We start from the raw sequence: 23,831 nt of genomic DNA, 5'->3' as shown, positions 1-23,831 counted from the left end.
GCACAGAAAAGGCCACATTATGCAATCTCAGATGCAAAGTTAAGCCGATGGAAAGGCCACTTGCACCAATGAAACATCATCACTGCCAAAGGCATCGGGCGCTGCATGGCTCTGCACTTGGGCAATCAACTGGGGCAGCGCCGGCACAGGGTCTTGGGTGTGGGCAGCAATGAGCAACTCCCTAAAGGCTTCGAGACCCCAAACCCGATTGTCGGTTGTTTCAAACTCATAGATGCCGTCACTAAAGAGGTAGAGAACTGCCGAAGGGGGGACTTCAATCGTGGCTTGGCTAAAGGCCATGTCAGCAAACATGCCAATGGGAATGCCCGGTGTCTTGAGGAGAGTTGCTCGCCAGCCATCAGCCTCAGGGGTGAGGAGTAGTGCCGGCGGGTGTCCACCACTGGCATAGGTCAACTGCCGTGTTTGGCGATCGTACACGCCGTACCAAATCGTGAAATACTTCTCGTGCTGATCCGTCATTTGAAAGCCATTGTTGAGGGCTTCGAGGACTTGGGCAGGGTGCAGATAGTCAAATGTGCCGCTCGTTTGCTCTCGCGTGGTGCTGCGCAGGAGGTTCAAGACGGAGACCGAAGGCAGAGCCGCCCCCAAGCCATGGCCGGAAACATCGAGAATGTAGAGCACTAAATAGCGATCGCCCACCCCAAAAAAGTCAAAGCAATCGCCGCCCAACTGACTTGACGGCAAAAAGTAGTAGTTAATTTTGCAGGGGGCTTCTTGGGGAGCCGGTAGGAGCGATCGCACATAATCCGCAGCCTCGTGCAGTTCCGCCTCAAGGAGTTGTTTCTGCTTGAGCAGATCTTGGTTAAGTTGATAAAGGCGCAGACCCGCCTGAATCCGTGCCCGCAGTTCATTGGGGTCAATGGGCTTGGATAAGAATTCATCCGCACCAGCATCTAAGCCCTGAATGCGATCCTCCAGTTCCCCCTTGGCGGTCAGCAGCACAAAAAAACTGCGGGAGAGTTCCTGATCCTGCTTGATTTGACGGCACACCTCTAGGCCGTCCAGTTCGGGCATCATCCAGTCGCAGATGATCAGGGCGGGTTTCTCAGCGGTGGCGATCGCGATTCCCTCGCGGCCATGGCTAGCAACCGAGACCTGGTAGCCCAGATCCTTTAGGGTTTTGCGCAGCAGCAGTCGGCTAGTAGGGTCATCATCAATGACGAGAATTCGATAGGGCTGGCGATCGCCGCTCATAGCTTCAGCCTGCAAAATCTCCCCCTAGTGTATCCCAAGGCTCTTGGCTATTTTGGGGTTTGCCTCGGATCAAGGGCATCCCGCAGGCCATCGCCAACAATGTTGAAACACAGCACCGTCAGTACAATCAGTGTGGCGGGTGCCCAGACTAACCATGGCTGCAACACTAAGATTGAGGCATTCGTTGCCAACGAGAGCATATTGCCCCAAGAGGGATCCGGCTGCTGAATGCCTAGACCAATGAGACTGAGTACCGATTCCGCCACAATAAAGCTGGGAATCGAGAGCGTTGCGGCAATCATCACGTAGGTTGCTGTCTGGGGAATAATGTGCCGCACAATAATATAGAGCGATCGCCCCCCCATTACCTGCGCCGCTTGGACAAAGGCCATTTCTTTGATCCCCAGCACCTGACCGCGAATCACCCGTGCTAGCCCCGCCCAACTCACAAAGGATGTGATTACGGTAATTAGCAAAAATCGCTCACCACTACTGAGTCCCGTGGGGAGTACTGCCGCCAAAGCCACCAGCAGATAGATGGTCGGCAGCGTCATCAGCACCTCAACGCCCCGCATCAAAACGGCATCGAGCCAGCCGCCAAAGTAGCCAGAAATTGCCCCCACCAGAATGCCAATCGGGAAGGCGATCGCCACCCCCACTAGGCCAATACTGAGGCTAATGCGGGCACCAAAGAGCAGCCGACTGAACTGATCGCGTCCTTGGTCATCCGTGCCCAACAGATTCAGATAGCCCTTACCCACCGTGCCAAAGAGATGGCGATCGCTGGGGAACCCGGCAAAGATCGTACGTGGTTCAATTTGTGGATTGGTGAGACTCCAGCGAGTCGGTAGGGGCAGGGTAATTTCCAAGAAGCGATAGGGGCTGCCCTTGACAAAGAGGCGAATCGGCGACGGTTCCTGCCAGTCTACAATCAGAGGACGTTCCCCTGTTTCCAAGTTCACAGGCCCCAAGCGGGTGGGATAGACATGGGGGCCAAGCCACTGACCGTTGGGGGTGCGCCAGTAAATGCGGGTAGGGGGCAGCAGCGCACCCTCCACTTGAAAGGTATAGGGACTGTAGGGAGCAATAAAATCCGCGGCGATCGCCAGCAGGTACAACGTCAGCAACACCCCCAAACTGACCATCACTAAGGGGTTGCGCCGCAACGCTTGCCAAGGGGTCATTCGTCACTCATCCGCTAGGGTACAGCCACTATACAGCCTTTTTGCTATCCTAGGGCTGCTCTGACAGACTCAATGCCGACATGTCTTCCCTATTTTTAGAGAGGCATGATGCTATAGATAAATTTGACTCAAAAATCAATAAGTGATAAATAAAACTTAACAAACTAACATCAAATTCCTTTTCTTGTTAAATAGATTCGGTATCACTATATGATTATACTGATTGCTTCAAACTAACATATTGTTAAAAAAATACTTTGTGTTTCAAATAAAGTGGTAACTTGATTAAATCTAATGATTTCTAGTCAGATCATTCTCGCAGGCTCCCTTTTTCTCTCTAGTGCAGGTACCTGTTGATTAAAGAACAATTGAGTTGCTTTATTCATTTGAATAGTGTTCTGACAGAGGAAATATAGAGCGAATGGAAAAACCAAAGCCCCTAACTGGTAAAGCACTCTTGCAGCGATTAAGTGAACTGGGTTCTGCATCCCGTAAAGAAGCCGCAAAGCTCTGTGGCTACTATCGCGTCACAAAATCTGGTGAGGTGCGTGTTAACTTAGGGAAATTTTACGAAGCGGTACTCGCTGCCGGCGGACTAGAAGTCCAGTCATCAGAAAAAGACGTCAATGGTCAATCAGGACGGGGGCGATCGCCCTCCTATCGAGTGAAGGTGCACCAAAATGGCCAGATTGTCATTGGTGCTGCCTATACCAAAGCCATGAACCTAAAGCCGGGGGATACCTTCAAAATTAAGCGGGGGTATAAACATATTCATCTCTATCTCATCGATCCAGAAGAAGTGGATGGCGCCCCCACAGAGTAATCAATGGTTTGCCCTAATGATTGGCAATAGTCGGCAGCACTGGGCTCTCTTTACGGGTGAACACCTCAGCCGCACTTGGCACCTCACCCCTGAGGAATTTGCCTTTAATCCTGCCCAAAACTATCCCAACCTCCCCTGCTGGGGTGCGAGTGTTGGTGCTGTGTCCTTGCACCAAGTCTATCCGACGGCGATCGCCCTCACCCTCGAGGATATTCCCATTCCTCGGATGTACCCCAGCCTAGGGATTGACCGTGCCCTTGCCCTCTGGGGAGCGCTTCAGGTTTATGGGGCACCAGTGTGTGTGGTGGATGCGGGAACTGCATTAACGCTGACCCTAGCCAACGATCGCGCTGAATTTGCGGGCGGTGTGATTCTCCCGGGTGTTGGGTTAATGGCACGAGCACTGGCGGACTATACGGCGGCGTTACCCTATGTGACGCTTCCCCCCGAACCACCCCCCCGTTGGGGAACCACTACTACCACAGCGATTGAAAGCGGTCTTTACTACGGTACTGCCGCCATGTTGCACGCCTATCTGGGCGCCTTTTTTCAGGCGTTTCCCCAAGGTACGGTGATTGTGACCGGGGGCGATCGCCCCTTTCTCAGTGAACTGTTAAAGACATTTTTAGATGCCGATCGCTGGCATGAAGATGATCATCTGGTTTTTTGGGGGATCCGCGCCCTCCGCAACCCAACCGTTAAGATAGAAATGCACCCGATGAACAGGATTGACGACTTCCGCTAATGGAGCGACGGGATGACTTTACGGATTTAGCCTTGGGACTGGTTTCAGCCCAGAGCTTTCCGGCGATAGTGGGCATTGCCGATCACATGCTCAAATCCGCCGATGTCCTCCTAGTGGGCTATGAAAAAATTGGCAGTGGCCACTGTACCGCAATCGTGCGCGGGCGAATTGCCGATGTGCGTCTAGCTGTGGAAGAGGGCGCTGAGCGGGCACAGCAGTTTGGTCAAGAACTCAGTACCTTAGTCATTCCCCGGCCTGACCCCAACCTAGAGAAAATTCTTCCGATTGGCAGTCTCCTCGCCCAGATTGCCTCTAAAAGTCGCGGCCATCGCCTCAGTAGCCACGCAGTTGGCCTATTGGAAACGCGAGGATTTCCAGCCATGGTGGGGGCAGCGGATGCCATGCTCAAGGCGGCAGATGTGATCCTAACGGCCTACGAAACCATTGGCGCCGGTCTATGTACGGCCATTATTCGCGGCACGGCCTCCAATACCGCGATCGCCCTTGAGGCCGGGATGGCAGAAGCCGATCGCATTGGTGAACTCCATGCAGTGATGTTGGTACCTCGTCCCCTTGAGGATTTGGATCAATCGTTGCCCTTGGCACCCGCCCTACAACGGGAACTGCAACCCCTGCGCCTACCCCTCACCCTCAAGCAAAAAGAAACCGAACCCCTTGCCCTTCAAGGTGCGGCTCAAGAGAGTGTGGCCGTGGAAGCGCCTGCCGAAACGGTGCCCGTCGAACCCTCTGCCAATCCCTGACCGGCAATCCAGCCCGTTGTCCACGCACTTTGCAGATTAAAGCCCCCCGTCACGCCATCGATATCGAGAACTTCGCCCGCAAAGAATAGCCCCTCACAGCAGCGGCTGGCCATGGTTCTAAAGTCCACTTCCTTGAGAGCCACCCCACCACAGGTGACAAACTCCTCTTTGAAGGCGCCCTTGCCAGCGATCGCGAAGGTACCTCGGTGCAAGGCCTCCGCCAGTGCCAGCAGTTGTTTTTTACTGAGGTGTGCCCAAGTTTGCTCAGCCGGAATCCCCACGCTGGTTGTCCAGTAGCTCCAGAGGCGGCGCGGCAGCGGAAAGGGACAATGGCGGGCGATCGCTCGCTTCGGGGTATGGCTACGACAGGCTGCCAACTCCCCTTGAATCTGCGGCAGTGACAGATGGGGGAGCCAATTCACCACCAAGGTGCCGCGATAGTTCTGCGCCGCTAAGGCACGTGCCCCCCATGCCGAGAGTTTCAAGACCACAGGGCCACTCAAGCCCCAATGGGTAACGAGAATAGCACCGGTTTGGGTTAAGGGCGGCTGCTGCAACAGTTTGAGGGTTGCTTCCACGGGTTCGACACTGAGGCCTGAGCGCTCCTGCAAGAGCGGGTCATCAATGTGAAACGTAAACAGCGAAGGGACGGGGGGAATAATGGTGTGTCCCAATTGTGCCGCCAAGCGATAGCCTTGGGAACTACTGCCGGTGGCCAGAAGGACGCGATCGCCCACAAGGGGTTGAGGCTGCTGAGCAACCGTGACTTGAAACTCATTGCCGACTTTCACCATCTCCTTCACTGCTGCGCGGGTACGGAGGCGAATGCCCAGAGCCGTTGCTTCTTGCACCAGACAGTCAATAATGGTTCCTGAGTCATCACTGACGGGAAAGACTCGCCCATCGGCTTCGGTTTTCAACTTCACCCCCCGCGCCTCAAACCAAGCGATCGTGTCTTGGGGTTGGAAGCGACTAAAGGCACCCCGCAAGGCCTTGCCACCACGGGGATAGTGCTGCACCAATAGCGCTGGATCAAAACAGTGGTGGGTGACATTGCAGCGACCACCACCAGAGATGCGGACTTTGCTCAGCAGCGTTGCCCCAGCTTCTAAAATCGTGACGAGATTGCGAGAATTAGCCGTCGCACAGGCGATCGCTCCAAAAAATCCAGCGGCACCACCGCCGATGACCAAAATGCGCTGACCTGCCATCAAGATTCCAAAGGAGAAGGATAGGTATGTTCATCGTTGTCGTTTTTGCCGTTGCGATCGCGCGCCAAATGCAGCTGTTGATGCAGCCGACCCACGGCAATCCCCTCTGTGGCCATCAGGTTGAGCACCCGCCGCCGAAACTCCCGCCCCACGACCCATTGTTGTCCCGGTTGGGTTTTAATCCAAATGCGCACGAGTAAGCCACTGGCGGTAATCTGATCAATTCCTAGAACTTCTGGCCGCTCCAGCATCTTCAGTTGCCACTCCGGTTCTTCGTAAAAGTGGATACTCAAGTCATTCAGCAACGACAACAGGCGATCGGGATTGGTTTCAATATCCACCCACAGTTCGAGATTAACCCGTGACCAAGTGCGGGTCAGGTTGGCTACCTTGGTAATCGTACTATTGGGAATTGTAATCAGCTGACCCTCGGCATTGCGCAACTGAGTAATGCGCAAATTGAGATTTTCCACTAAGCCGGAGTAGGGTTCAATTTCCACCACATCGCCAATGCCGTACTGATCCTCCCAGACAATGAGCAGACCATTGATAATGTCCTTCACCAAGTTCTGTGACCCTAGGGAAATGGCCAAGGCTAAAAAGCCCCCCACAGCGAGAATGGAGGAAACAGGTACCCCTAAGGAACCCAAGATAACCACTAGTCGAATCAAATAAATGACAACGGTCTTAAAGCCGCGCATCACTTCCACAGTGGTACTAATCCGCAGGGTTTTACGCTGGGTATCAGCAAACTTGAGCAGATTATTTTGCTCCCAGAAAACACGAATGCGATCAAAGGCCAAGTCAGCAAATTGATTCAGCAGCCCCGTGCCAAACCAGACCACCATCCACAGAATCGGCAAGCCATAGACTTGGGAACTCAGCCAGCGGGTCATGGGGAAGAGGCGTAGAATTGCCGCTAGGCCGAGTAGCCACAAAGCCACTTGTCCCCACAACAGTAGATACCGAACGAGACTAATGAGCTTGATGCGCTGCTTGAGAAAAAAGTGGTGCCGCAGATGGGGCAGAAGCGGCAAAACCCACTCCGGTTCCGTCGTTTGAGTGGTCACTGTGTCGAGTTGCCCTTGTAGATGCTTGCGTTGGCGGATCAAGAAGCGTTGCACAATTAAAATGACGAAACTACCTGCACCCACCTTGATAAAGATCAAGACAGCCTCCTGAATTTGCGACATCAGGGCTGTGTCGGTGCGTTCCTGAATCGCTCGGTTCATCTGCTGTTGCAAAATGTCTCGCCACTGCTGGGCAAGGGTTTCAGGGGGCAGTTGATGGTAGTCGCTGTCGGCCTCTGTCACCGTCAGGAGGCGAGTGGTGCGTTCCGCTTGGCCAATGCGGGCACTGATCACCAACACATTATTGAGGCGAGCCACACCAATGTTTACAAGTTCGGGCGATCGCCGTCGCTGGCGGATAGCACTATGGAGGACGCGCCGTAGATTTGACTCAATGAGTTCAGCGCGCACTTCAACGGGAATGGCCTCACTGGGATGAGTGCGATCGCGCACCGTCGGCGCAGCAATGGTAAAAAGGGTGCTGCCATCGAAGCGAACATCGGCAATTTCCAGCTCACCAATGCGGGTAACACCGGGAGGTGGGGGGGTGACTGCGGTTTGACTGATGCCGGGTACGGCGAGCTGAGCCACACTTGGCCAAGGAGAGAGAATGGCTAGCAAGAAGGTCACAAGGGCGATCGCTCCCCACCGCCATAATCGCTGATACCCGTTGATCATTCGCACGTACTGATATTCTGCACGGCAACACGAACTAGGACTATCCTCTCACCTTTTGAAGGCTGAACTCAGTTCACGGTTCCCTAGGGGCAGTCGACCCTAGCTTGCAGCACCTGCTCCCTTGCCACATCGCGGATTAACGAGAGACGCGAGGAAATGTAGCGTTCCAGATGATAGCGCTGGTTATGCTCTAAAGGATAAACGTCACTAAACTGCGTCACCAGCCACCCCTGTAGGGCGTGATCATCCATACTCAACAATCGTCCCACCTGTACTTGCTCAACAAAGTGCCAGAACTGCCGGAGGAGAGAGGGGGTCATACTTGCCCTCCTTTTAAGGTTTTCTTTAGATTTTACCTATCTACTACCATACGTTGCCCCTCGGAAATTGGGGCGCAATCTGCTGAAGCTGCAACTAAAGTTAGGGAATCCACATGAAGTCCTGCAAACTTCTGTTGCGATTTCTAAAGTGCAGCCCTCCTGCAAACCTGTGATTCTTTGGGGATGCTCCGCTAACGGTAGGGCGGTGAACCGCTAAAATAGTAAGGCTTTACCAACATACTCACAAATCATTGGGGTCTATGCGCACACACTACTGTGGCGATGTTCGGCTAACGGATGTCGGAACAACCGTCACCCTCTACGGTTGGGTGGATCGGCGGCGTGATCATGGCGGCGTGATCTTTATTGATTTGCGCGATCGCTCCGGCATTGTCCAAATTGTCAGTGATCCCCAGCGCACTCCCGACTCCTATGCTCAAGCCGATCGCCTGCGCAGTGAGTATGTGGTGAAAATTGTTGGCCGTGTCAGCAAGCGCCCTGCGGATTCGGTGAACCCAAAATTGGCCACGGGCGACATCGAGATCTACGCCGATCACATTGATGTCCTCAATACGGTGCGCCAGCAACTGCCCTTTGCCATCTCCAGCACCGAGAATGAGCCAGTGCGGGAAGAGGTGCGGCTGCGCTACCGCTATCTTGATCTACGGCGGGAACGGATGGCACGGAATTTGCAGTTACGCCATCGCGTTGTCCAAGCCATGCGGCGCTTCCTCGAGGATGAGGCGGGCTTTATTGAGGTGGAAACTCCTATTCTCACCCGCTCGACGCCGGAGGGGGCTCGCGATTATCTAGTGCCCAGTCGCGTGAATCCGGGAGAATGGTTTGCCCTCCCTCAATCGCCGCAATTGTTCAAGCAGTTGTTGATGGTGGCGGGGTGCGATCGCTATTACCAAATTGCCCGCTGCTTTCGCGATGAGGACTTAAGGGCCGATCGCCAGCCAGAATTTACGCAACTGGACATGGAAATGAGCTTCATGGATCAGGATGAAATTATTGATCTCAACGAAGCACTCATCTGCCACATTTTCAAAACCGTGAAGGGCATTGATCTGCCGCGCCCCTTTCCCCGCCTGAGTTACCAAGAGGCCATGGATCGCTATGGCACCGATAAGCCCGATACCCGCTATGGCCTTGAACTGGTGGATGTCTCCGATATTCTGAAAGACTCTGGTTTCAAAGTTTTTAGTGGCGCGATCGCCCAAGGGGGCGTGGTGAAAATTTTGCCGATTCCCAATGGTAACGACCGCATCTCCAACGTGCGCATTAAACCCGGCGGCGATCTCTTCCAAGAGGCCACCACTGCCGGCGCCAAGGGGCTGGCTTATATCCGCGTTCGCGACAACGGCGAGATTGACACCATTGGTGCCATCAAGGATAACCTCTCCCCAGAGCAGAAAGCCACGCTCTTAGAGCGCACGGGTGCCGAGCCGGGGCATCTCCTCCTGTTTGGGGCAGGGGATACGGCAACGGTGAATAAAACCCTTGATCGCCTGCGCCAGACCATTGCCCGTGAATTTGACCTCATTGATCCGACGGCAACCCATCTGGTGTGGGTGGTGGATTTCCCCATGTTTGAGTGGAATGCCGAAGAAAAGCGCCTTGAGGCCTTGCACCATCCCTTTACGGCACCCCATCCCGCCGACCTTGAGGATCTCAAAACTGCCCGTGCCCAAGCCTACGATCTGATCTTCAATGGCTACGAAGTGGGCGGCGGCAGTCTGCGTATTTATCAACCGGAATTGCAGCGGCAAGTTTTTGAAACCATCGGCCTTGATGAGACGGCTGCCCAAGAAAAATTTGGCTTCCTTCTCGAGGCCTTTGAATTTGGTACCCCTCCCCACGGGGGTATTGCCTATGGCCTAGATCGCTTAGTCATGCTCCTTGCCGGCGAAGACTCCATTCGCGACACCATTGCTTTCCCGAAAACCCAACAGGCGCGTTGCCTTCTTACCGGTGCCCCCAGCAGTGTTGAGCCACAGCAACTCAAGGAACTCCATGTGGCTTCCGCCAAGCCCGCAAAAACCACTGCTAAAACCCAAGTCTAGGCACGTAGGTCTGTTGGCCGATTCCACACCCCCTCTAGCAGCCATTCGCCGTTGACATCCCGCACCCGCTCAGTGCTCATCATATAAGCCCATGCTGTGCCCAAAGGTTGATGATTCAAGTCATACACTGGCACCTGTTGGCGATGGTAGGCATTTACTTCGGGAGCCAAGTTCGGATGGTAGCCTTCAAAGGCATCCAGCCGCGCCAATACGCTGGGAGGTGGATCATGAAAGATCAGTAACTCCCCCTGCACCCAACCTTCCTCAGCCGTCAGACCGGGATACCCCATCGGTAGGTGATAAAGGCGACCTCTCACCAGCGCTGATTGATGGGCACTCAGCCAAGGCCGACAGAGGATTTCATGGGGTTGATAGCCGGGTTTAAGGGTGCCATAGACAAAAAGGCGCAGGGTCGTCACTCGTCAATGAGGGTTGATTTTAGCCACAATACAATTTAAGCCTAGCCAATTTAGTAAGGGCAAGAGCAATGAAAATTCTCATTGTTGAAGATGACCCCCGCATTGCAGCACCTTTGGCGAAGGATTTACGACATCAACACCACACTGTTGATATTGCTGAGGATGGCCTGAGTGGCTGGGACTATGCCCAAGCAACTGCCTATGACCTCATTTTGCTGGACTTAATGCTACCACGCCTAGATGGCATCGCCCTTTGTCAACGGTTGCGGGCGGTAGGTTGTCAGGCACTGATTTTGATGTTGACGGCCAAGGATACGACCACTGATAAAGTCATTGGCCTAGATGCAGGTGCTGATGATTACCTTGTCAAACCCTTCAAGTTGGAAGAGCTGGCGGCACGGATTCGGGCACTGCAACGCCGCAGTCGTGAACTGAAACCCCCTGTGCTATGTTACGGGGCACTGCAACTGGATCCGGCGAGTCAGGTGGTGACGTACGATCAAACGGTGCTCTCTCTGACCCCCAAGGAATATCTACTCCTAGAGCATTTTCTGCGGTATCCGGGGCAGGTCTTTAGTCGCACAGCCCTCCTAGATAAACTCTGGACATTCGATCAAGAGGCTGGTGAAGGCACCGTCAAAACCCACATCACCAATCTGCGGCATAAGCTGAAGGCAGCAGGTTGCCCCCAAGAATTGATTGAAACGGTTTATGGCGTTGGCTATCGTTTTGTGCCCCCCCACGTCTAGCCCAATGTTTACCCATATTCGCCGCCGCTTACTGTTCTTTAATCTCCTCGTGTTTGCAGTCGTCCTTGGCGGGTTTGCGATCGCTGTGCGCGTGGTCTTTGTTCACAATCTCAGGGAGCAACTCACCAATCGTCTCATTGCCATTGCCCAAGGTGCGGCTGCTAATGCTGATATTGAGAATGGTCAGCTCAAGATTGAGGAGCACGGTTTGCCCCATGAGCTAAAGAAGCAAGCAGCAACCTTAGAGTGGTTTGATGCCCACGGCCGACTTCTCAAGCAACAGGGCGAAGAACTTCCCTACATACCGCTCAATCCAAAGGTTTCAGTAGCTATTCACACCCATGATCCCCCTTTGCAGTTAGTCACACTGCCAATTTTGCACCAAGCAACCAACGAAATCATTGGCTACATCCGCATTAGTCAAGAATTGGATGAATTTAATGAGACCGTTTGGCAGTTGGATACTGGTCTCATGGCAGGGGTCATGATAGGACTCCTCCTCAGTGCTATGGGTAGTCTGTGGCTCAATCGCCAAGCCATGCAGCCTATTGAAGCCAGTTTTGAGCGGTTGCGACAGTTTACGGCTGATGCCTCCCATGAACTCCGCAGTCCCTTGATGGCCATTTCCAGTAATGCTGAAGTTGCCCTTAAGTACGATGAAGGAATGCGACCAGAGGATCGGGAAGTCCTAGGGGCGATCGCCAGCGCTACGGATCAAATGACCCGCCTCATTGATGACTTATTGATTCTGGCAAGAACTGATCGTCAACGACCGATGGCCATGCGGACGATCAACCTCGCAGAGACCTTAGCGCAATTAATTCAACTGTATAAACTACAGGCACAGCAGCAGCAAATTAGCTTAGAGTTTAGTACCGATCCCCAACTGCTGCTGCGGGGGGATGAGGCGGCTCTCATACAGGCTTTCACCAATCTTTTACAAAATGCGCTGCGCTACACTCCTGAAGGGGGCAAAGTCAGTGTGACTGCCAAGCGTCTCATGCACCATATTCACGTGACTATCGCTGATACGGGCATTGGTATAGCGTCTGAGCACCTTAGTAAAATTTTTGAGCGCTTTTGGCGAGCAGATCCCTCCCGTCACTATGTGGATGGAGGAGCAGGGTTAGGCCTATCCATTGTCCAAGCAGTTGTCCAGAGCCACGGTGGCAGCATTGATGTCAAGAGTCAAGTGGGTCAGGGCACCTCATTTACTGTCAGGCTCCCCCTCAGTCATTAACTTATTTGATAAAGGTGATCACGCCATCTGCAATGAGCTGCACCGCGATCGCTAAAATCAAAAAGCCCAAAATCCGATTGAGTGCCCCTATGCCTGTTGTGCCCAAGCCCTTAATCAAAGGCTCCCCTAGAATTAAGCAAAAGTAGGTGATAAAGCTAAACAGAGTAATTCCCAGAACACAACCAAGATACTCTGGCCATTGATGGCAGCGGGTTGAAAAACCAATCACAATACCAATCGCGCCCGGCCCACTAATGATGGGCATTGCCATAGGTGTAAAGGAAATATCTTCTTTGTCCACTGCCTCCAGTTGCTCTTGATTGGTCAGACGCGGTTGAGGAGCAACCATCTGCCAAGCTGTATGTGCCACAATCAACCCACCAGCAATTCGCACTACTGCTAGGGAAATTCCAAAAAAGCTGAGAATAAACTTGCCCACCAAGAAAAAAATTGCTAAGACAGCAAAAACATTAAAGGTAATTTTTCGTGCTTGTCGCAGGCGATATTTCGTAGTGTTTCTAGCAGTCAAACTATAGAAAATAGGAATTGCCCCAATTGGATTCGCAATCGGAAAGAGGGCTGTCAATATGCCGAACATAAAAGAAAAGAGGGTGTTAACCATGATTGGTACTGCTAAATTAAAGCGAAATACAACCCTTTTCACATATGGAACAAGCTCAAAACTGCGGAAGCCCCTATGAGAGAGGATTACATCCCCTTTACGTATTCCATATTGCTAATATCAGGACTGTAGTCAGTGGTACGAACAAAAGTGAATGACAGACTCACCCGTGGAGCCAAAGAAGGGTTTCAATGCTTCGGAAGATGTAACTATCTTATGTTTGAGTCTAACAGGCTTGGTGTGACACATGATCAGCCGACGACACATTCAACTGGTCTCACTTTTGGGATTGGGCGTATATTGGGAGTATCCCTTGGGGGATAAAAAGATGGATCACGCCTATTTTTGTCCAGCATGTTTTGCGGAGATTGCCGCGGACGACTCAATCTGTCCTGTATGCGGTGTCAACATTCACCAGTGGGAACAGGAGCATCCCTCCTACGAAGATCGACTGATCAATGCCCTAAAGCATCCCAACTCCGAAGCCCGCATCGGTTCAATTATTACCCTTGGCAATCGCAGTAATCCCAAAACGACCATTCCCCTTGCCGAATGTGCTTCAACCTACTCCATTGACGTTTGGCAAGCTATGGAAATCGTTCGATCCTTAAGAAAGCTACCTGACTCTCCTGAGAAAACCACAGCCTTGCAAATGTTATTGGATCATCCTGCGCGAGTCATTCGTGAAGAAGCAGCGGCCACTCTAATTCAAGTCACCCGTGAAACATGTTCCTAATGGATTGGCGTTCCCCTTGAAGTTGCTATACTCTTTTCACCACAAACCCATCTTTAGGCAAAAAATTAGGGTAGATATTTATGCCTGTTAATCTACCCTAGACAGCTTGGTAATTTGAGTAAAATTCAGAGAACCTTAAGGATGGTTGCCATTATTGCTATGGACGATCAGAATTGGGGACTTGGATACTGCCACCCAAGGGAGCTTCATGAAGGTCATTTTCCTCTTGACCCGCTAGTTCCGTTCTGAGGATACGCCCATTACCGGCATCCACTTTGACCTCAGCATTGGGAAAGCGCACTTCATAAACCAAGCTACCGTTTTCTGCCCCTAGGGCAACCCGTATTGCCTTTTGGCCTTGAGCCGCTTCTGCAATTTGTTGAGCTTGTTGGGGGCTAATTTTAGCAAGGCTACGGTATTGGGCTTCCTCTTGCATTTCTTCAGCCGTATTTTTCGCTTCATAGCGATCGCTCTCGTCATACCCACCCTTTTGATCTGTTTGTGCCACCAGAGCATAGCTAATATGACGCTGCGTTTTCAGTGCCATTGCACTGCCACCAATGGCGATCGCTGAGAGCACTCCTAGTGTCATTAAAACTTTTATTGAGTCTTTCATCGTAGAGTCTCCAAGTTCAGTTCACTGTTCCTGAGGCGGAACAATTCCCACAGTAGGGAGGAATTGTCAAGAAGTCGTCAAGATCAAAAGGCAATTTTGAACCTACCTAATGCCTAATAGAGTCTTGTTGGCAACAATGACACGTGCTCAACACTGGGGAAACTAGTCTAGGGTAGCCGCTGACCGCATACTTCAGAAAAGGGCTGTAGTCTGCATTTCTTATCAAGTTCTTGACAGTTCGTTCCTATAGTAAAGCTATCCCAAGGAAGAGGAATAGACCGATGACTTTAGAAGTTCTGCCTATTCCAGTACCAGCACAGTTTGAACGTGCTTTAGCGCTGCCTGCACAATCCCGTTGGCTGGGTCTGTATTGGGAGCCACAACTGGGGTATCCCTGCTACACCGATGGCCAGACAGTGGGCACAGCAAATCTGCAAGGATGGCAATTATTTTGCCAACATCCAGAGATACAACCCCGCCTGTTGTCCTATCAACTGACGGCAGGGGAACGGGCGCCCCGGCATGGATTGCTCTTCGATCGCCAACATCGCCGTCTATACATTGGTGAGCTAGAACGCATCCAAGAGTATTTACAGCATCCAGTTGCCCTAGAAATTTTAGAGCCACTGACGCCAAGACATCGCTTTTCCCTAAAGGAGGGTTGGCAGTTCCTCAGGGAGAAGTGGTTGGTGGGGCTAGCCCTCGTGTTGTCGGTAATCGTGGGAGTGGGTGTTGTGCGTACGGCTGGAAAGTATGTTCACGAGGTGTTTGAGGAGGTCTTTGACGATTGATCCAATGGCCAAAATCAAGTGTTCAATAGGGCAATAATCTCATGGCTAATGGCGCGCAGTTGGTTTTGCAGATCTTCGCTAGGCAAATTGTTGCCACTAAAAACCCCCTGACCAATACTACTGAACCGCCACTGCTCACTCATATAGCTAAACCCCACGATGTCTAGACCAATGGCACGGCGCTGGGGAGAGTCTGGATCGCAATAGAGGCGAATTTGCAGAAGCAAACTGCGGGCTTGCCAGCGGCGACTCCAGCCCGGTAGGTGAAAACCAATGTCAATTGAATCGGGATCCACTAGGTTGCGGGTATGGGGGTCATCGGCCCAAGGGTGCAGGTCTGCCCGCAGATCCGCATTGCACTGCTTAAAGAGGTGGACGATCGCCCCCAATTTGCTGGCCATCTGCACGGTCACTGCCTGCTCTGCTGCATTCACCGTCATTCTCTCCGCAACACCTTTGTTCCCAAGGTTAGCGAGGGGAAACCGCTTGATCAACTCTAGGGGTTGGCAGCGGTGCCAAAGGACGCTCAAGGCGGGGTTGCCCCACGGAGTAGCTCAGGGCATAGCTTTGCACCAAGAGCCAAAACCAAAGTTGCGGCGCCATGGGTTCTAGCCACGGTTGACAACGACGCACCAAGGGGGGCAGCCAAAAGCCAAAGAGGGCATGGTACAGGGCATCCAAGCTAAAACTGAGGTAGCTTTGCAGCCAGCGCAGCAGATCCCCAACCCCCACCATTTCGTAGATCCACCAAAGGAGGCCGGGGTTTTGCCAAGCAGCTCGCAGTGCCATACGGTTAAAGGGGAGCCAACCCGCACGGTCTTTGATAAAGCGATCGGCCAATTCGGGGGATTCCTGGGCGAGGATGCCAAAAAAGGTGTTCAACGTGGCATTGACGCGCTCTGGGGGCAGGGGGCGATCGCTGGGCACCATCATTCCCCGTGAAAAGAGCCATGTCACCGCTGTATTGCTCTGATAAGCGCGAATTTGGTTGAGGAATTGCTTTTGCACAAGGTCATGACGCAGGGCGGTGTCCAGTAGATCCGTCAAGCGGGGCAGGTTGCGCACCAGGGAGCCAAAACCAGTAAACACCAAGGGAGACTGGAGTGAGGCGGCATCGCCAATGGCCAAGACGCGATCAAAGGCCACCGCGCGATCGCCCCGGTGGTGGCTAAAGTAGCCGGGGATGTAACCAAAGGTGGGTTTGACCCAAGTGAGTTGATCGAGATCGCAGCGGCGGTACTCCGGCAGGATGGTAAAAAAGTCCTCGTACAGTTCCAGCAAAGAGCCGGGAAACTCTGGCCGGATGTGGTGGTAGTGAAAGAGATAAATGGTGCGCTCTTCCCCCGCTCCCGGAAACAGTTCCCAAATGAGTTGCCGTCCCCGCGAAATATCGCCGTGGCTAAAGAGAACATCGCCATAGTTGCCATCCCAAACCTCTGGGACAATGCCCTTGACGATCGCCCCCACCGTCGGACAGACGCTATCATAGGCACGACCGCCGTTCAGTTGACGGGCAATGGGGGAGGCGGTGCCCATCGCATCAATGAGGACACGGGCGATCGCCTGTCGCTGTTCTTGGGTTTGGCGGTGCTGGGTTTGCAGAACCACACCATTGGGATGAATCGTGGCTGTCTCAAATTCCGTCCAATCCCAAATCTCACCCCCCGCTTGGCGCAGTTTCTCACCGCACAGATGCAGGAATTTGGCCGAGTCAAGGGCAATATTGAGAACCGTCGGGGTGTGCAGTACGGGTGCCCGACAATGGGGAGGACTAGTGGCATCAAAGAACTTGTTAAAGCCATCGCGGTACTCGCGGGCAATCAGGCTCTCAAACTCCGCAGTCGTAAACAAGCCCAAATCAATCAGACTCTGAAATTCCATGCGGGAGATATTCCACTCCCGATTCATGCGGCCAAAGGGCAACCGCTCGATCACCAGAACCCGATAGCCCAACCGCGCCATCACTGCTGCGTGGATCACCCCCAAGGCACCCCCCACATAAACTAGGTCATAGCGAGGGGGATCACAGGGTGTCGTTGCAGTGTGCAAAACAGGAACCGGGGGCGTGGGCTGTTGTACCCCTTGGCGCCAGCGTTGCTCCCACCAATAAACCCGCTCTAAATCCGCCTCACCTTGGGGCATGTGTTGGAAGTATTTCACGGTCAGCGGATAGCGATCGGCCAAAGCTTCAAAAATTGTCTTGCCAGCCGGCCAAGGGGGAAGCGCCTCAGGTTGCAGTGGAAAGGCCAAACGCAAATGCTGTTGAAGGTGTTGGAGACAGGCACGCTCCTGAGGGAAAGGCCGCTCTCCCCAGCGCATCACCTTGAGGTATGTGGTTCGCTGCAAGCTCCACAGGAAAATGGCCAGTTCCGTGGGCGCCTCAGGAACCTGCCAGCAACCCCCGGTCGGTTTTGGCGCAATGGTGCCAATGCGCGGCTCAAAGGTGTGGTGCAGCCAGTGAATCACCGCTGCGGTATCGAGAGTGGGCACCTCAAGGTATAACAGTTCTTGCATTTTGTTTCAAAAGTCCGCTAAGGAGCTTGACAACGGCACGATTTGGCGTAAACTTCACTGTACTAAACAGTTTAAGAGAGTTTACGGTTTCTCAGAATTACCCTGTTGCCCTATGCATTATCCCATTCCAAGGAGTCTCGAAGAAATAGCAGCCCTCAGCCAGCAGCCTGTCAGTGAAGAGGTGGTGGCGGCAGCGATCGCCGGCGTGATTACGATTTGCCGTGCCGAAGGCCACAGTTTGGCACAGGTGCAGGAATGGGTACTCGCCGAGGATGATCTGCTAGATCGCAAAACCCGCCAATGGCTCAGTGAAGCGGTGGCAATGGCTTGGTCAAGTGTCGAGGCAGGGGCAGTGACGACTGGCCGTGAGGGCGATCGCTAGGGCATCGGCAGCGTCATCGGGCTTGGGCAGCGTGCTGAGATTGAGTTCCCGTTGCACCGCCTGTTGAACGTCTATTTTCGCGGCATTGCCATAGCCGGTGAGGGCTTGCTTCACTTGGGGAGGGGTGAATTCCATTAGGGGACAGTGCAGTTGACTCAGGACTAAAAGAATCACGCCCCGCGCTTGAGCAACCACAATCGTATGGCTCATTTTGTAGAAAAAGAGGCGCTCCAAAGCCACTAAATCTGGTTGGAGGGCAGGAATTAACGTGTGCAGATCGCTGTAGAGACTCTGGAGGCGATCGCCCGCGGGCATATCCGCAGGAGTGGTAATCACACCAAAATCACACACTTGGCAGGTGTTGTTCTGCACCTCAATACAGCCATAGCCAAGGGTAGCAAGGCCGGGGTCTAGGCCAAGGATGCGCACACGTTCTAGTTCACGGTGCCGGTCAACAGATCCAAAATTGGTTTCGCCATCCAGTTTAGCCCCACCTTCAGTTGATGTTCAAAGGTGGGCATGCGGTAGAGGTAGGCCAGTCGGCGTGCCAAGTAGGCCAGAGGGCCATCGAGGGTCAGTCCTAGCCCTGCCAAGGCGGCGCGATCAGTTCCGAGGGTGAGCATCTCACCGAGATGGGAATAACGACAGGGCAGTAGCGGGCGATCGCTCAGACTGGCCCAAAGATTCCAAGCCGCATAATCCGCCTGTTGAAAAGCCGCCTGTGCCGTATGGGGAATCGGTTGTCCCTGTTCATCTACCGCATCCGCGGCATCCCCAAGGCCAAAAATCTCTGGATGATCAACGACTTGCAATGTGGGCATCACCTGCAGGCGCCCCGTGGAGGTTTTGGGCAAATCAAGGGCAGCAATCACGGGTGAAACGGCTGTACCGACCGTCCATAGGACAATATCAACGGGCAGATCATCCACGCGGTCTTTGTATTGCAGGGAAATCTGATCCGCAGTGACAGCAACCGGGGTTGTTTCTAAATCAATCCAAACCCCCCGCTCTTCAAGGGCACGCAGAGCTGCCTTGCGATTAAATTCTGGAGAAGACTTGAGAATCTCGGTGTTCCGATCCACCAAACGAATGCGCCCGCGGCTGCCCAAGCGCTCCGCTAGTTTACAGGCCAATTCCACGCCACTAGGACCAGCACCGACCACCACCACGCGGATGCGATCGCGATCGGAGCGCTCCCGCCGTTGCAACGCTTCTTCAAGACGGTAGGCATCACTGAGAATTCGGAAGGTCAAGGCATACTCTGCGACACCGGGAATGCTGTTTTTAGGGGTTTCCCCTCCCAAGGCGAGAACCAGTTTGTCGTAGGTGAGCGGGGTGCCCTCAGTCAAGTGCACCGTTTTTTCCTTGAGATCCACAGCGCTCACAGTTCCCTGATGAAAGACGACCGGGGTCTCCTTGAGCAACTCAACAAAGGGCGGGGCAATTTCCCACGCCTGTAGCTCCCCTGTAATTAATTCGTAAAGGAGGGGAGTAAAGACAAAGCGATCGCTCTGATCCACAAGGGTGATCTCTGGAGGCGCAGACCAAGGAAATTGAGCAAGGCGGAGGGCGGTATAAAGGCCGCCAAACCCACCACCTAGAATACAAATTTGGCTTGTCACCGCTGATTCCGTTATGACGCTTTCCCACTCAGTATAACTTGCGCCGCTGTGAGGTCAGCAATTTGGGGCACTGCTCGGGTCTCCTTGATACTTGGATCCGGCAAGAGCGGGCGATCGCGCCGCAGCCAAATCGCTTGCAGACCAGCACCTTGGGCACCGAGGACATCATCCTCCCAACTGTCACCAATGTGCCAAACCTGAGAGGTCGCATAGGGGGTCACCGCCCGCTCAAAGATCAGCCGATTCGGTTTCGCCGCCCCCACCTCACTGGAAATCCACACCTCCTTGAAAAAAGGGGCTAACCCCAAGGCCTCTAGCACCCCATAGAGACGGCTATCAAAATTCGACACCACCATCAGAGGAATGCCCTGAGCTTGCCACTCCTTCAACGCAGGCAAGACATCCTCATACAGAGACCAAGGTTCAGCCGTGGCATAGTAGGCAAAGACTGGAGCAAAAAACGTATCAAAATCAGCAAATTGATCCAAGACGCCCGCGCGGCGAAATGTCTCTGCCGCAACCCCTTGCCACCACCGCAATTCTGCCTCTGCCCGTTGTGAAGCCTCAAGATCAGGGAAAGCGCAGGGCGGGGTAGCCCTAAAGGCCTTAAAGAAGGCCACATCTAATGCGGCTGAATCAACCTGAACCCCGACTTCAGCAGCAAAGCGACCATAAACGGTACCCACGGATTCCCGTAGGCCAAAGAGGGTGCCGACCGCATCGAGGGTAATGAGTTGGGGCAGATCAGGCCGGTGCATCGGAACTAGCATCTACAGCGGGTGGGGGAGAGGTCTCCTGAGCACGGCGCTTGCGTTCTTGCTCCACAAGTTCTTTCATCAGACTGCGAGCCTGATTGATTTTGTCGAGGTTGCTGCGGTAGAGTTCGAGATCGCGCTTGACTTTCTCGATCGGCAGCTTAATGACGGGAGCCAGTTGATCCAGTGTCTCGTTGAGATTCGTTGTCAGATCCCCCGCCAGCTCCTCAAGGAAGGCATACAGTCCTACCGCATGGAGGCGGCTATATTTGCCCTCGTGGTTGAGGCTGTTGAGGGGGGCACTGGGTTGACCCCTGTTGAGTTCATCGAGGATTTGACTCAAGGGGCGGCCTTGGTACTGTTGCCAACTGGCGGCATCCGCCTGCAGCTGTTGCGGGTTCATTTCCTCAGCGCCGCAGAGGGCATGAAAAATACTGGCGCGATCGCCCTCAGGCTGATACCCCTCCATAAACTGGTCAAAGGCGGTCACGACCCCAAGGGCAAATAGGGGAGAGTAGCGAAAATCTACATTGACGCGCAGCAGGTGGATTTCGACCAGCAGTTCTTCAATAAAGCGACGGTAGATCGAGTGAATCGGTCGCGTGTGAGCTGCATAAAAGGCGCGTTTGGTATCAGAGACAGTTCGAGGATTTTGCACAAGCTCTGCCGATATTCGTTAAAAAATGTCATGATTCTTTACTATTATCGCCCATTGCGCTTTCCCAATCAATGATGCGTCCTGAGCTTGCCCTAGCCATCACTCAATTCAACAGCGGCGAATTCTATGCCTGCCATGACACCCTCGAAGCCATCTGGTTAGAGGCCAGTGAACCTGAGCGCACGTTTTACCAAGGTCTGCTACAAATTGCCGTGGCCTGCTATCACCTGAGTCGGGGTAACCAGCGGGGGGCGATTTTGCTGTTGGGGGAAGGGCGGCGTCGTCTAGAGCAGTGTGATCCGAACTTTTGCGGCCTAGATTTGACAGCCTTTTTGACGGCAGTGGCGGCGTTACAGGCGCAGCTTCAGACCCCCCTTGACTCAGAGCCAAAAATTCAATTGCATCTTGCTGTTGCGCAATCCCTCGATCAAGCCTAGACCCCGACAGCCCTTAAAACTCAAGCTCATCCTCCTCAGAGGCTTCAGCAATTGGGGTGTCTGGACTTTCTCCCTCATCGGGTAAGCGAATAACCACCCCGTTAAAGAATCGTGCCAGTTTTTCGGCAGATTCACGCACAGGATCCGGGGCAGTGGTGAGAGGGGGCGGGGGTGGAGTAGAGGTTGGTTCTATGGGGGGTGGCGGTGGCTCTTCCCGTGGCTGAAAGGGAACGACGACAGCGGAGTGCGGCGGCTCCTTGGCTTTTGGCGCAGGCGTGGTTTTGTGGGGTAGGGGGGCAATCTCAAAGGCGACTTTGATGCGGCGGCCTAGAACTTGGGCAAAGGCGGCTTCAATTTTGGCTTGGTTATTCTTTGTCAGATTTAACAAAGTTTGATTAACAATGCCGATGTGCACCTCGCGATCGCTCATTTGTCGTAGATGACCATGCTGCGAGAGCAGAGCATAGGTGCTCATTTGCATCTGCTGCAAGACCTGTAGTGCCTGTTCCCACACAGGTTCGGTATGATCTGCCCGCGGTTCAGGGGTTGGCTTGGGTTCAGGAGCTGGAGCAACCGTGTCTTTCGTGTCTTTAATTTGAATATGTTTGACTGGTGACTCTGACTCCTTGGGGGGTGCCGCAATCCCTGGGGGGTCAGGCTGAGGGGGCGAGACAATCGTGAGCTTCGGAATGGCAGTAGGCGCTACATTGGGCACACTGGATTGGGGTGCCGTTTCCGTCATCAACCCCAGAATGCTAATTTCCAGCCAGAGACGGGGTTGACTGCTCTGTTTGATTTGGCTTTCACAGGTGCGCAGATGTTGTTGGGCATGCAGAATCTCCTCAACGGACCATCCCTCAGCAACGGCAATCAAAGCCTGCCAAGTTTCTGCTGTCAGGGCTACCAAGTCCTGCCGTTCAGGGACGGTTTTCGCCAAGAGCAAATCACGGTAGAGACTGGCCAGATTTTGCAGAATTGTCAGCGGATCGCGACCCCGTTCTAGTAATTGGCGGGTGTGCTCAAGAACCGCCACCGCATCCCGACGGGCGATCGCCCCCAGCAATTGCCGCAGATCCTGTTCTGGTACTGCCCCAGCCAGTTGCCATACATGTTCTACGGTGATCCGTTCAGGATATAAGCTCAACTGATCCAGCAAGCTTTCAGCATCCCGCAGTCCCCCTTGGGACAATTGCGCCACCAGGGTCAAGGCCTGCGGCTCAATGTCAATTTGCTCCTTATCGGCAATGTGCTGAAGGTGGGCAACCATCTCCCCTAGGGGAATCCGCCGAAAATCAAACCGCTGACAGCGGGAAATAATTGTTGGCAAGACTCGCTGCGGATCTGTGGTGGCAAGGACAAAGACCACATGGGGCGGCGGCTCCTCTAGGGTTTTGAGGAGGGCATTGAAGGCCGACACACTGAGCATGTGGCATTCGTCAATCACATAAACTTTGTAGCGACACTGTACTGGGGCAAATTGTGCCTTCTCAATCAGTTCGCGGATATTGTCCACCCCCGTGTGGCTGGCAGCATCAATTTCAATCACATCTAAGCTGTTGCCGTTGGCCACCTGACGGCAGACTTCACACTGGCCACAGGGATCGGGGGTAGGCTTGGCACTCCTCAGGCAGTTGAGGGACTTAGCCAAAATACGGGCACTAGAGGTTTTACCCGTGCCGCGAGGACCACAAAAAAGATAGGCAGGGGCAATGCGCTCCTTGAGTAGGGCTTGGGTAAGCGTGGTGGCGATCGCCCCTTGACCCACTAGATCTGCAAAGCGTTGGGGACGATATTTGTGATGCAGGGGTTCGTAGGTCACTGCTGGGCTGCAATGGATATGCCAGAAGACGCTGATGGGTAAATGCCACGCATGTTATTCTAACAGGCCAACGATGGCCATAGGCTGACCCCCTGATGCGCCTGCGATGGAACCAGCCCTAGGATCTAAAACCAGCCTTTTTTGTTAGCAATGTATGTTCTGTGAAATTCTTGATCACTTTTGGTCAGGTAAATAATGCCCTCAATGAGGCCAATAATGGCTATGACAGGGGCAAGCAGGCCACAGGTCAAAAGACTCACCAGTAGCATGATCAAGCCCTCCGTGTTGTAGCCGAGAACAAACTTGTGAATGCCCAAGGCACCCAAGAGAATACCGCAAATGCCGGCTGCAGTTTTTTTCCCTGAAATATCGGAATTCGAGGTCATTGTCCCTTCCCC

26 protein-coding genes are annotated in these 23,831 nt (G+C 53.4%); 10 read left to right on the top strand and 16 right to left on the bottom strand.

The annotated features are described in order from the left end of the window. Positions 1-39: 39 nt before the first annotated feature. Positions 40-1,215: a SpoIIE family protein phosphatase gene (locus RHH53_RS12805; RefSeq protein ID WP_315863382.1), complete on the bottom strand. Its 1,176-nt coding sequence runs from the start codon at positions 1,213-1,215 to the stop codon at positions 40-42. Positions 1,216-1,262: 47 nt separating this feature from the next. Further along, the gene (locus RHH53_RS12800) at positions 1,263-2,399 is read right to left on the bottom strand and encodes an ABC transporter permease (RefSeq protein ID WP_302677340.1); all 1,137 of its coding nucleotides are present in this window, start codon (positions 2,397-2,399) and stop codon (positions 1,263-1,265) included. Between the two features lie 421 nt (positions 2,400-2,820). Between RHH53_RS12800 and RHH53_RS12795 the strand changes: the two genes are divergently transcribed. The 3 genes from RHH53_RS12795 to RHH53_RS12785 are packed head-to-tail and all read left to right on the top strand — an operon-like array spanning position 2,821 to position 4,728. Further along, positions 2,821-3,222, top strand: a complete 402-nt coding sequence (locus tag RHH53_RS12795; RefSeq protein WP_302677341.1) for an AbrB family transcriptional regulator — start codon at positions 2,821-2,823, stop codon at positions 3,220-3,222. After that, a complete protein-coding gene (locus tag RHH53_RS12790) occupies positions 3,203-3,967 on the top strand; it encodes a pantothenate kinase (RefSeq protein ID WP_206200470.1) in 765 nt (254 codons plus the stop codon). The genes RHH53_RS12795 and RHH53_RS12790 overlap by 20 nt, the downstream gene beginning before the upstream one ends. After that, positions 3,967-4,728: a carbon dioxide-concentrating mechanism protein gene (locus tag RHH53_RS12785; protein WP_206200469.1), complete on the top strand. Its 762-nt coding sequence runs from the start codon at positions 3,967-3,969 to the stop codon at positions 4,726-4,728. The genes RHH53_RS12790 and RHH53_RS12785 overlap by 1 nt, the downstream gene beginning before the upstream one ends. Here RHH53_RS12785 and RHH53_RS12780 read toward each other — a convergent pair. From RHH53_RS12780 to RHH53_RS12770, 3 genes are all read right to left on the bottom strand, one after another. Further along, entirely contained in the window at positions 4,662-5,939 is a 1,278-nt protein-coding gene (locus RHH53_RS12780) for an NAD(P)/FAD-dependent oxidoreductase (RefSeq protein ID WP_302678472.1), read from the bottom strand. The genes RHH53_RS12785 and RHH53_RS12780 overlap by 67 nt on opposite strands. Further along, positions 5,939-7,687 (bottom strand): mechanosensitive ion channel family protein, encoded by a 1,749-nt coding sequence (locus RHH53_RS12775; protein ID WP_310743879.1) that lies wholly within the window; start codon positions 7,685-7,687, stop codon positions 5,939-5,941. The genes RHH53_RS12780 and RHH53_RS12775 overlap by 1 nt, the downstream gene beginning before the upstream one ends. Positions 7,688-7,770: 83 nt before the next feature. Next, positions 7,771-8,007 (bottom strand): hypothetical protein, encoded by a 237-nt coding sequence (locus RHH53_RS12770; protein ID WP_206200467.1) that lies wholly within the window; start codon positions 8,005-8,007, stop codon positions 7,771-7,773. Positions 8,008-8,267: 260 nt separating this feature from the next. Between RHH53_RS12770 and aspS the strand changes: the two genes are divergently transcribed. Further along, positions 8,268-10,073, top strand: coding sequence for an aspartate--tRNA ligase (gene aspS, locus RHH53_RS12765; RefSeq protein WP_310743878.1), 1,806 nt, complete (start codon positions 8,268-8,270; stop codon positions 10,071-10,073). Here aspS and RHH53_RS12760 read toward each other — a convergent pair. Beyond that, positions 10,070-10,492 (bottom strand): gamma-glutamylcyclotransferase family protein, encoded by a 423-nt coding sequence (locus tag RHH53_RS12760; RefSeq protein ID WP_310743877.1) that lies wholly within the window; start codon positions 10,490-10,492, stop codon positions 10,070-10,072. The genes aspS and RHH53_RS12760 overlap by 4 nt on opposite strands. Before the next feature lie 68 nt (positions 10,493-10,560). Here RHH53_RS12760 and RHH53_RS12755 point away from each other — a divergent pair, with 68 nt between their 5' ends. Together RHH53_RS12755 and RHH53_RS12750 are read left to right on the top strand one after the other, a co-directional pair. Continuing rightward, positions 10,561-11,241 carry a response regulator transcription factor gene (locus RHH53_RS12755; RefSeq protein ID WP_310743876.1) on the top strand — a complete coding sequence of 227 codons (681 nt, stop codon included), beginning with the start codon at positions 10,561-10,563 and terminating at the stop codon, positions 11,239-11,241. A 4-nt stretch (positions 11,242-11,245) separates the two neighbouring features. Then, a complete protein-coding gene (locus RHH53_RS12750; RefSeq protein WP_310743875.1) occupies positions 11,246-12,481 on the top strand; it encodes an ATP-binding protein in 1,236 nt (411 codons plus the stop codon). A gap of 1 nt (position 12,482) precedes the next feature. Here the strand turns inward: RHH53_RS12750 and RHH53_RS12745 are convergent, their stop codons facing one another. Next, positions 12,483-13,103, bottom strand: a complete 621-nt coding sequence (locus RHH53_RS12745; protein ID WP_310801148.1) for a MarC family protein — start codon at positions 13,101-13,103, stop codon at positions 12,483-12,485. A gap of 247 nt (positions 13,104-13,350) precedes the next feature. Here RHH53_RS12745 and RHH53_RS12740 point away from each other — a divergent pair, with 247 nt between their 5' ends. Continuing rightward, entirely contained in the window at positions 13,351-13,839 is a 489-nt protein-coding gene (locus RHH53_RS12740; protein WP_310743874.1) for a HEAT repeat domain-containing protein, read from the top strand. A 157-nt stretch (positions 13,840-13,996) separates the two neighbouring features. Here the strand turns inward: RHH53_RS12740 and RHH53_RS12735 are convergent, their stop codons facing one another. Beyond that, positions 13,997-14,455, bottom strand: coding sequence for a PepSY domain-containing protein (locus tag RHH53_RS12735; protein ID WP_310743873.1), 459 nt, complete (start codon positions 14,453-14,455; stop codon positions 13,997-13,999). 281 nt (positions 14,456-14,736) lie between these two features. Here RHH53_RS12735 and RHH53_RS12730 point away from each other — a divergent pair, with 281 nt between their 5' ends. Then, complete coding sequence (locus RHH53_RS12730) at positions 14,737-15,246, top strand: hypothetical protein (protein WP_310743872.1); 510 nt, start codon at positions 14,737-14,739, stop codon at positions 15,244-15,246. Positions 15,247-15,260: 14 nt separating this feature from the next. On the opposite strand, the gene RHH53_RS12725 is transcribed toward RHH53_RS12730, so the two are convergent. Both RHH53_RS12725 and RHH53_RS12720 read right to left on the bottom strand, forming a co-directional pair. After that, complete coding sequence (locus RHH53_RS12725; protein ID WP_255451674.1) at positions 15,261-15,686, bottom strand: hypothetical protein; 426 nt, start codon at positions 15,684-15,686, stop codon at positions 15,261-15,263. Positions 15,687-15,714: 28 nt separating this feature from the next. Beyond that, positions 15,715-17,760 carry a flavin-dependent dehydrogenase gene (locus RHH53_RS12720; protein WP_310743871.1) on the bottom strand — a complete coding sequence of 682 codons (2,046 nt, stop codon included), beginning with the start codon at positions 17,758-17,760 and terminating at the stop codon, positions 15,715-15,717. Between the two features lie 112 nt (positions 17,761-17,872). Between RHH53_RS12720 and RHH53_RS12715 the strand changes: the two genes are divergently transcribed. Beyond that, positions 17,873-18,142 carry a hypothetical protein gene (locus RHH53_RS12715; RefSeq protein WP_206200462.1) on the top strand — a complete coding sequence of 90 codons (270 nt, stop codon included), beginning with the start codon at positions 17,873-17,875 and terminating at the stop codon, positions 18,140-18,142. Here the strand turns inward: RHH53_RS12715 and ruvC are convergent. The 4 genes from ruvC to psb29 are packed head-to-tail and all read right to left on the bottom strand — an operon-like array spanning position 18,092 to position 21,177. Further along, the gene (gene ruvC / locus RHH53_RS12710) at positions 18,092-18,571 is read right to left on the bottom strand and encodes a crossover junction endodeoxyribonuclease RuvC (protein WP_206200461.1); all 480 of its coding nucleotides are present in this window, start codon (positions 18,569-18,571) and stop codon (positions 18,092-18,094) included. The two genes, RHH53_RS12715 and ruvC, sit on opposite strands and share 51 nt — an antisense overlap. 5 nt (positions 18,572-18,576) lie before the next feature. After that, positions 18,577-19,764: an NAD(P)/FAD-dependent oxidoreductase gene (locus tag RHH53_RS12705; protein WP_310438637.1), complete on the bottom strand. Its 1,188-nt coding sequence runs from the start codon at positions 19,762-19,764 to the stop codon at positions 18,577-18,579. An 11-nt stretch (positions 19,765-19,775) separates the two neighbouring features. Then, entirely contained in the window at positions 19,776-20,522 is a 747-nt protein-coding gene (locus tag RHH53_RS12700) for an HAD family hydrolase (protein ID WP_310743870.1), read from the bottom strand. Further along, complete coding sequence (psb29, locus tag RHH53_RS12695; protein ID WP_302677349.1) at positions 20,509-21,177, bottom strand: photosystem II biogenesis protein Psp29; 669 nt, start codon at positions 21,175-21,177, stop codon at positions 20,509-20,511. The genes RHH53_RS12700 and psb29 overlap by 14 nt, the downstream gene beginning before the upstream one ends. A gap of 71 nt (positions 21,178-21,248) precedes the next feature. Between psb29 and RHH53_RS12690 the strand changes: the two genes are divergently transcribed. Continuing rightward, positions 21,249-21,614, top strand: a complete 366-nt coding sequence (locus RHH53_RS12690; RefSeq protein WP_206200458.1) for a DUF309 domain-containing protein — start codon at positions 21,249-21,251, stop codon at positions 21,612-21,614. Positions 21,615-21,627: 13 nt separating this feature from the next. Here RHH53_RS12690 and RHH53_RS12685 read toward each other — a convergent pair whose 3' ends face one another. Next, a complete protein-coding gene (locus RHH53_RS12685) occupies positions 21,628-23,433 on the bottom strand; it encodes a DNA polymerase III subunit gamma/tau (protein ID WP_302678469.1) in 1,806 nt (601 codons plus the stop codon). A 125-nt stretch (positions 23,434-23,558) separates the two neighbouring features. Then, a complete protein-coding gene (locus tag RHH53_RS12680) occupies positions 23,559-23,819 on the bottom strand; it encodes a TM2 domain-containing protein (RefSeq protein WP_206200456.1) in 261 nt (86 codons plus the stop codon). Positions 23,820-23,831: the final 12 nt, after the last annotated feature.

This window comes from Thermosynechococcus sp. PKX82 (assembly GCF_031583255.1).
Taxonomy (GTDB): Bacteria; Cyanobacteriota; Cyanobacteriia; order Thermosynechococcales; family Thermosynechococcaceae; genus Thermosynechococcus.
The sequence above is the reverse complement of the archived record's forward strand: the minus strand, read 5'-3'. Positions and strand labels throughout refer to the sequence as shown.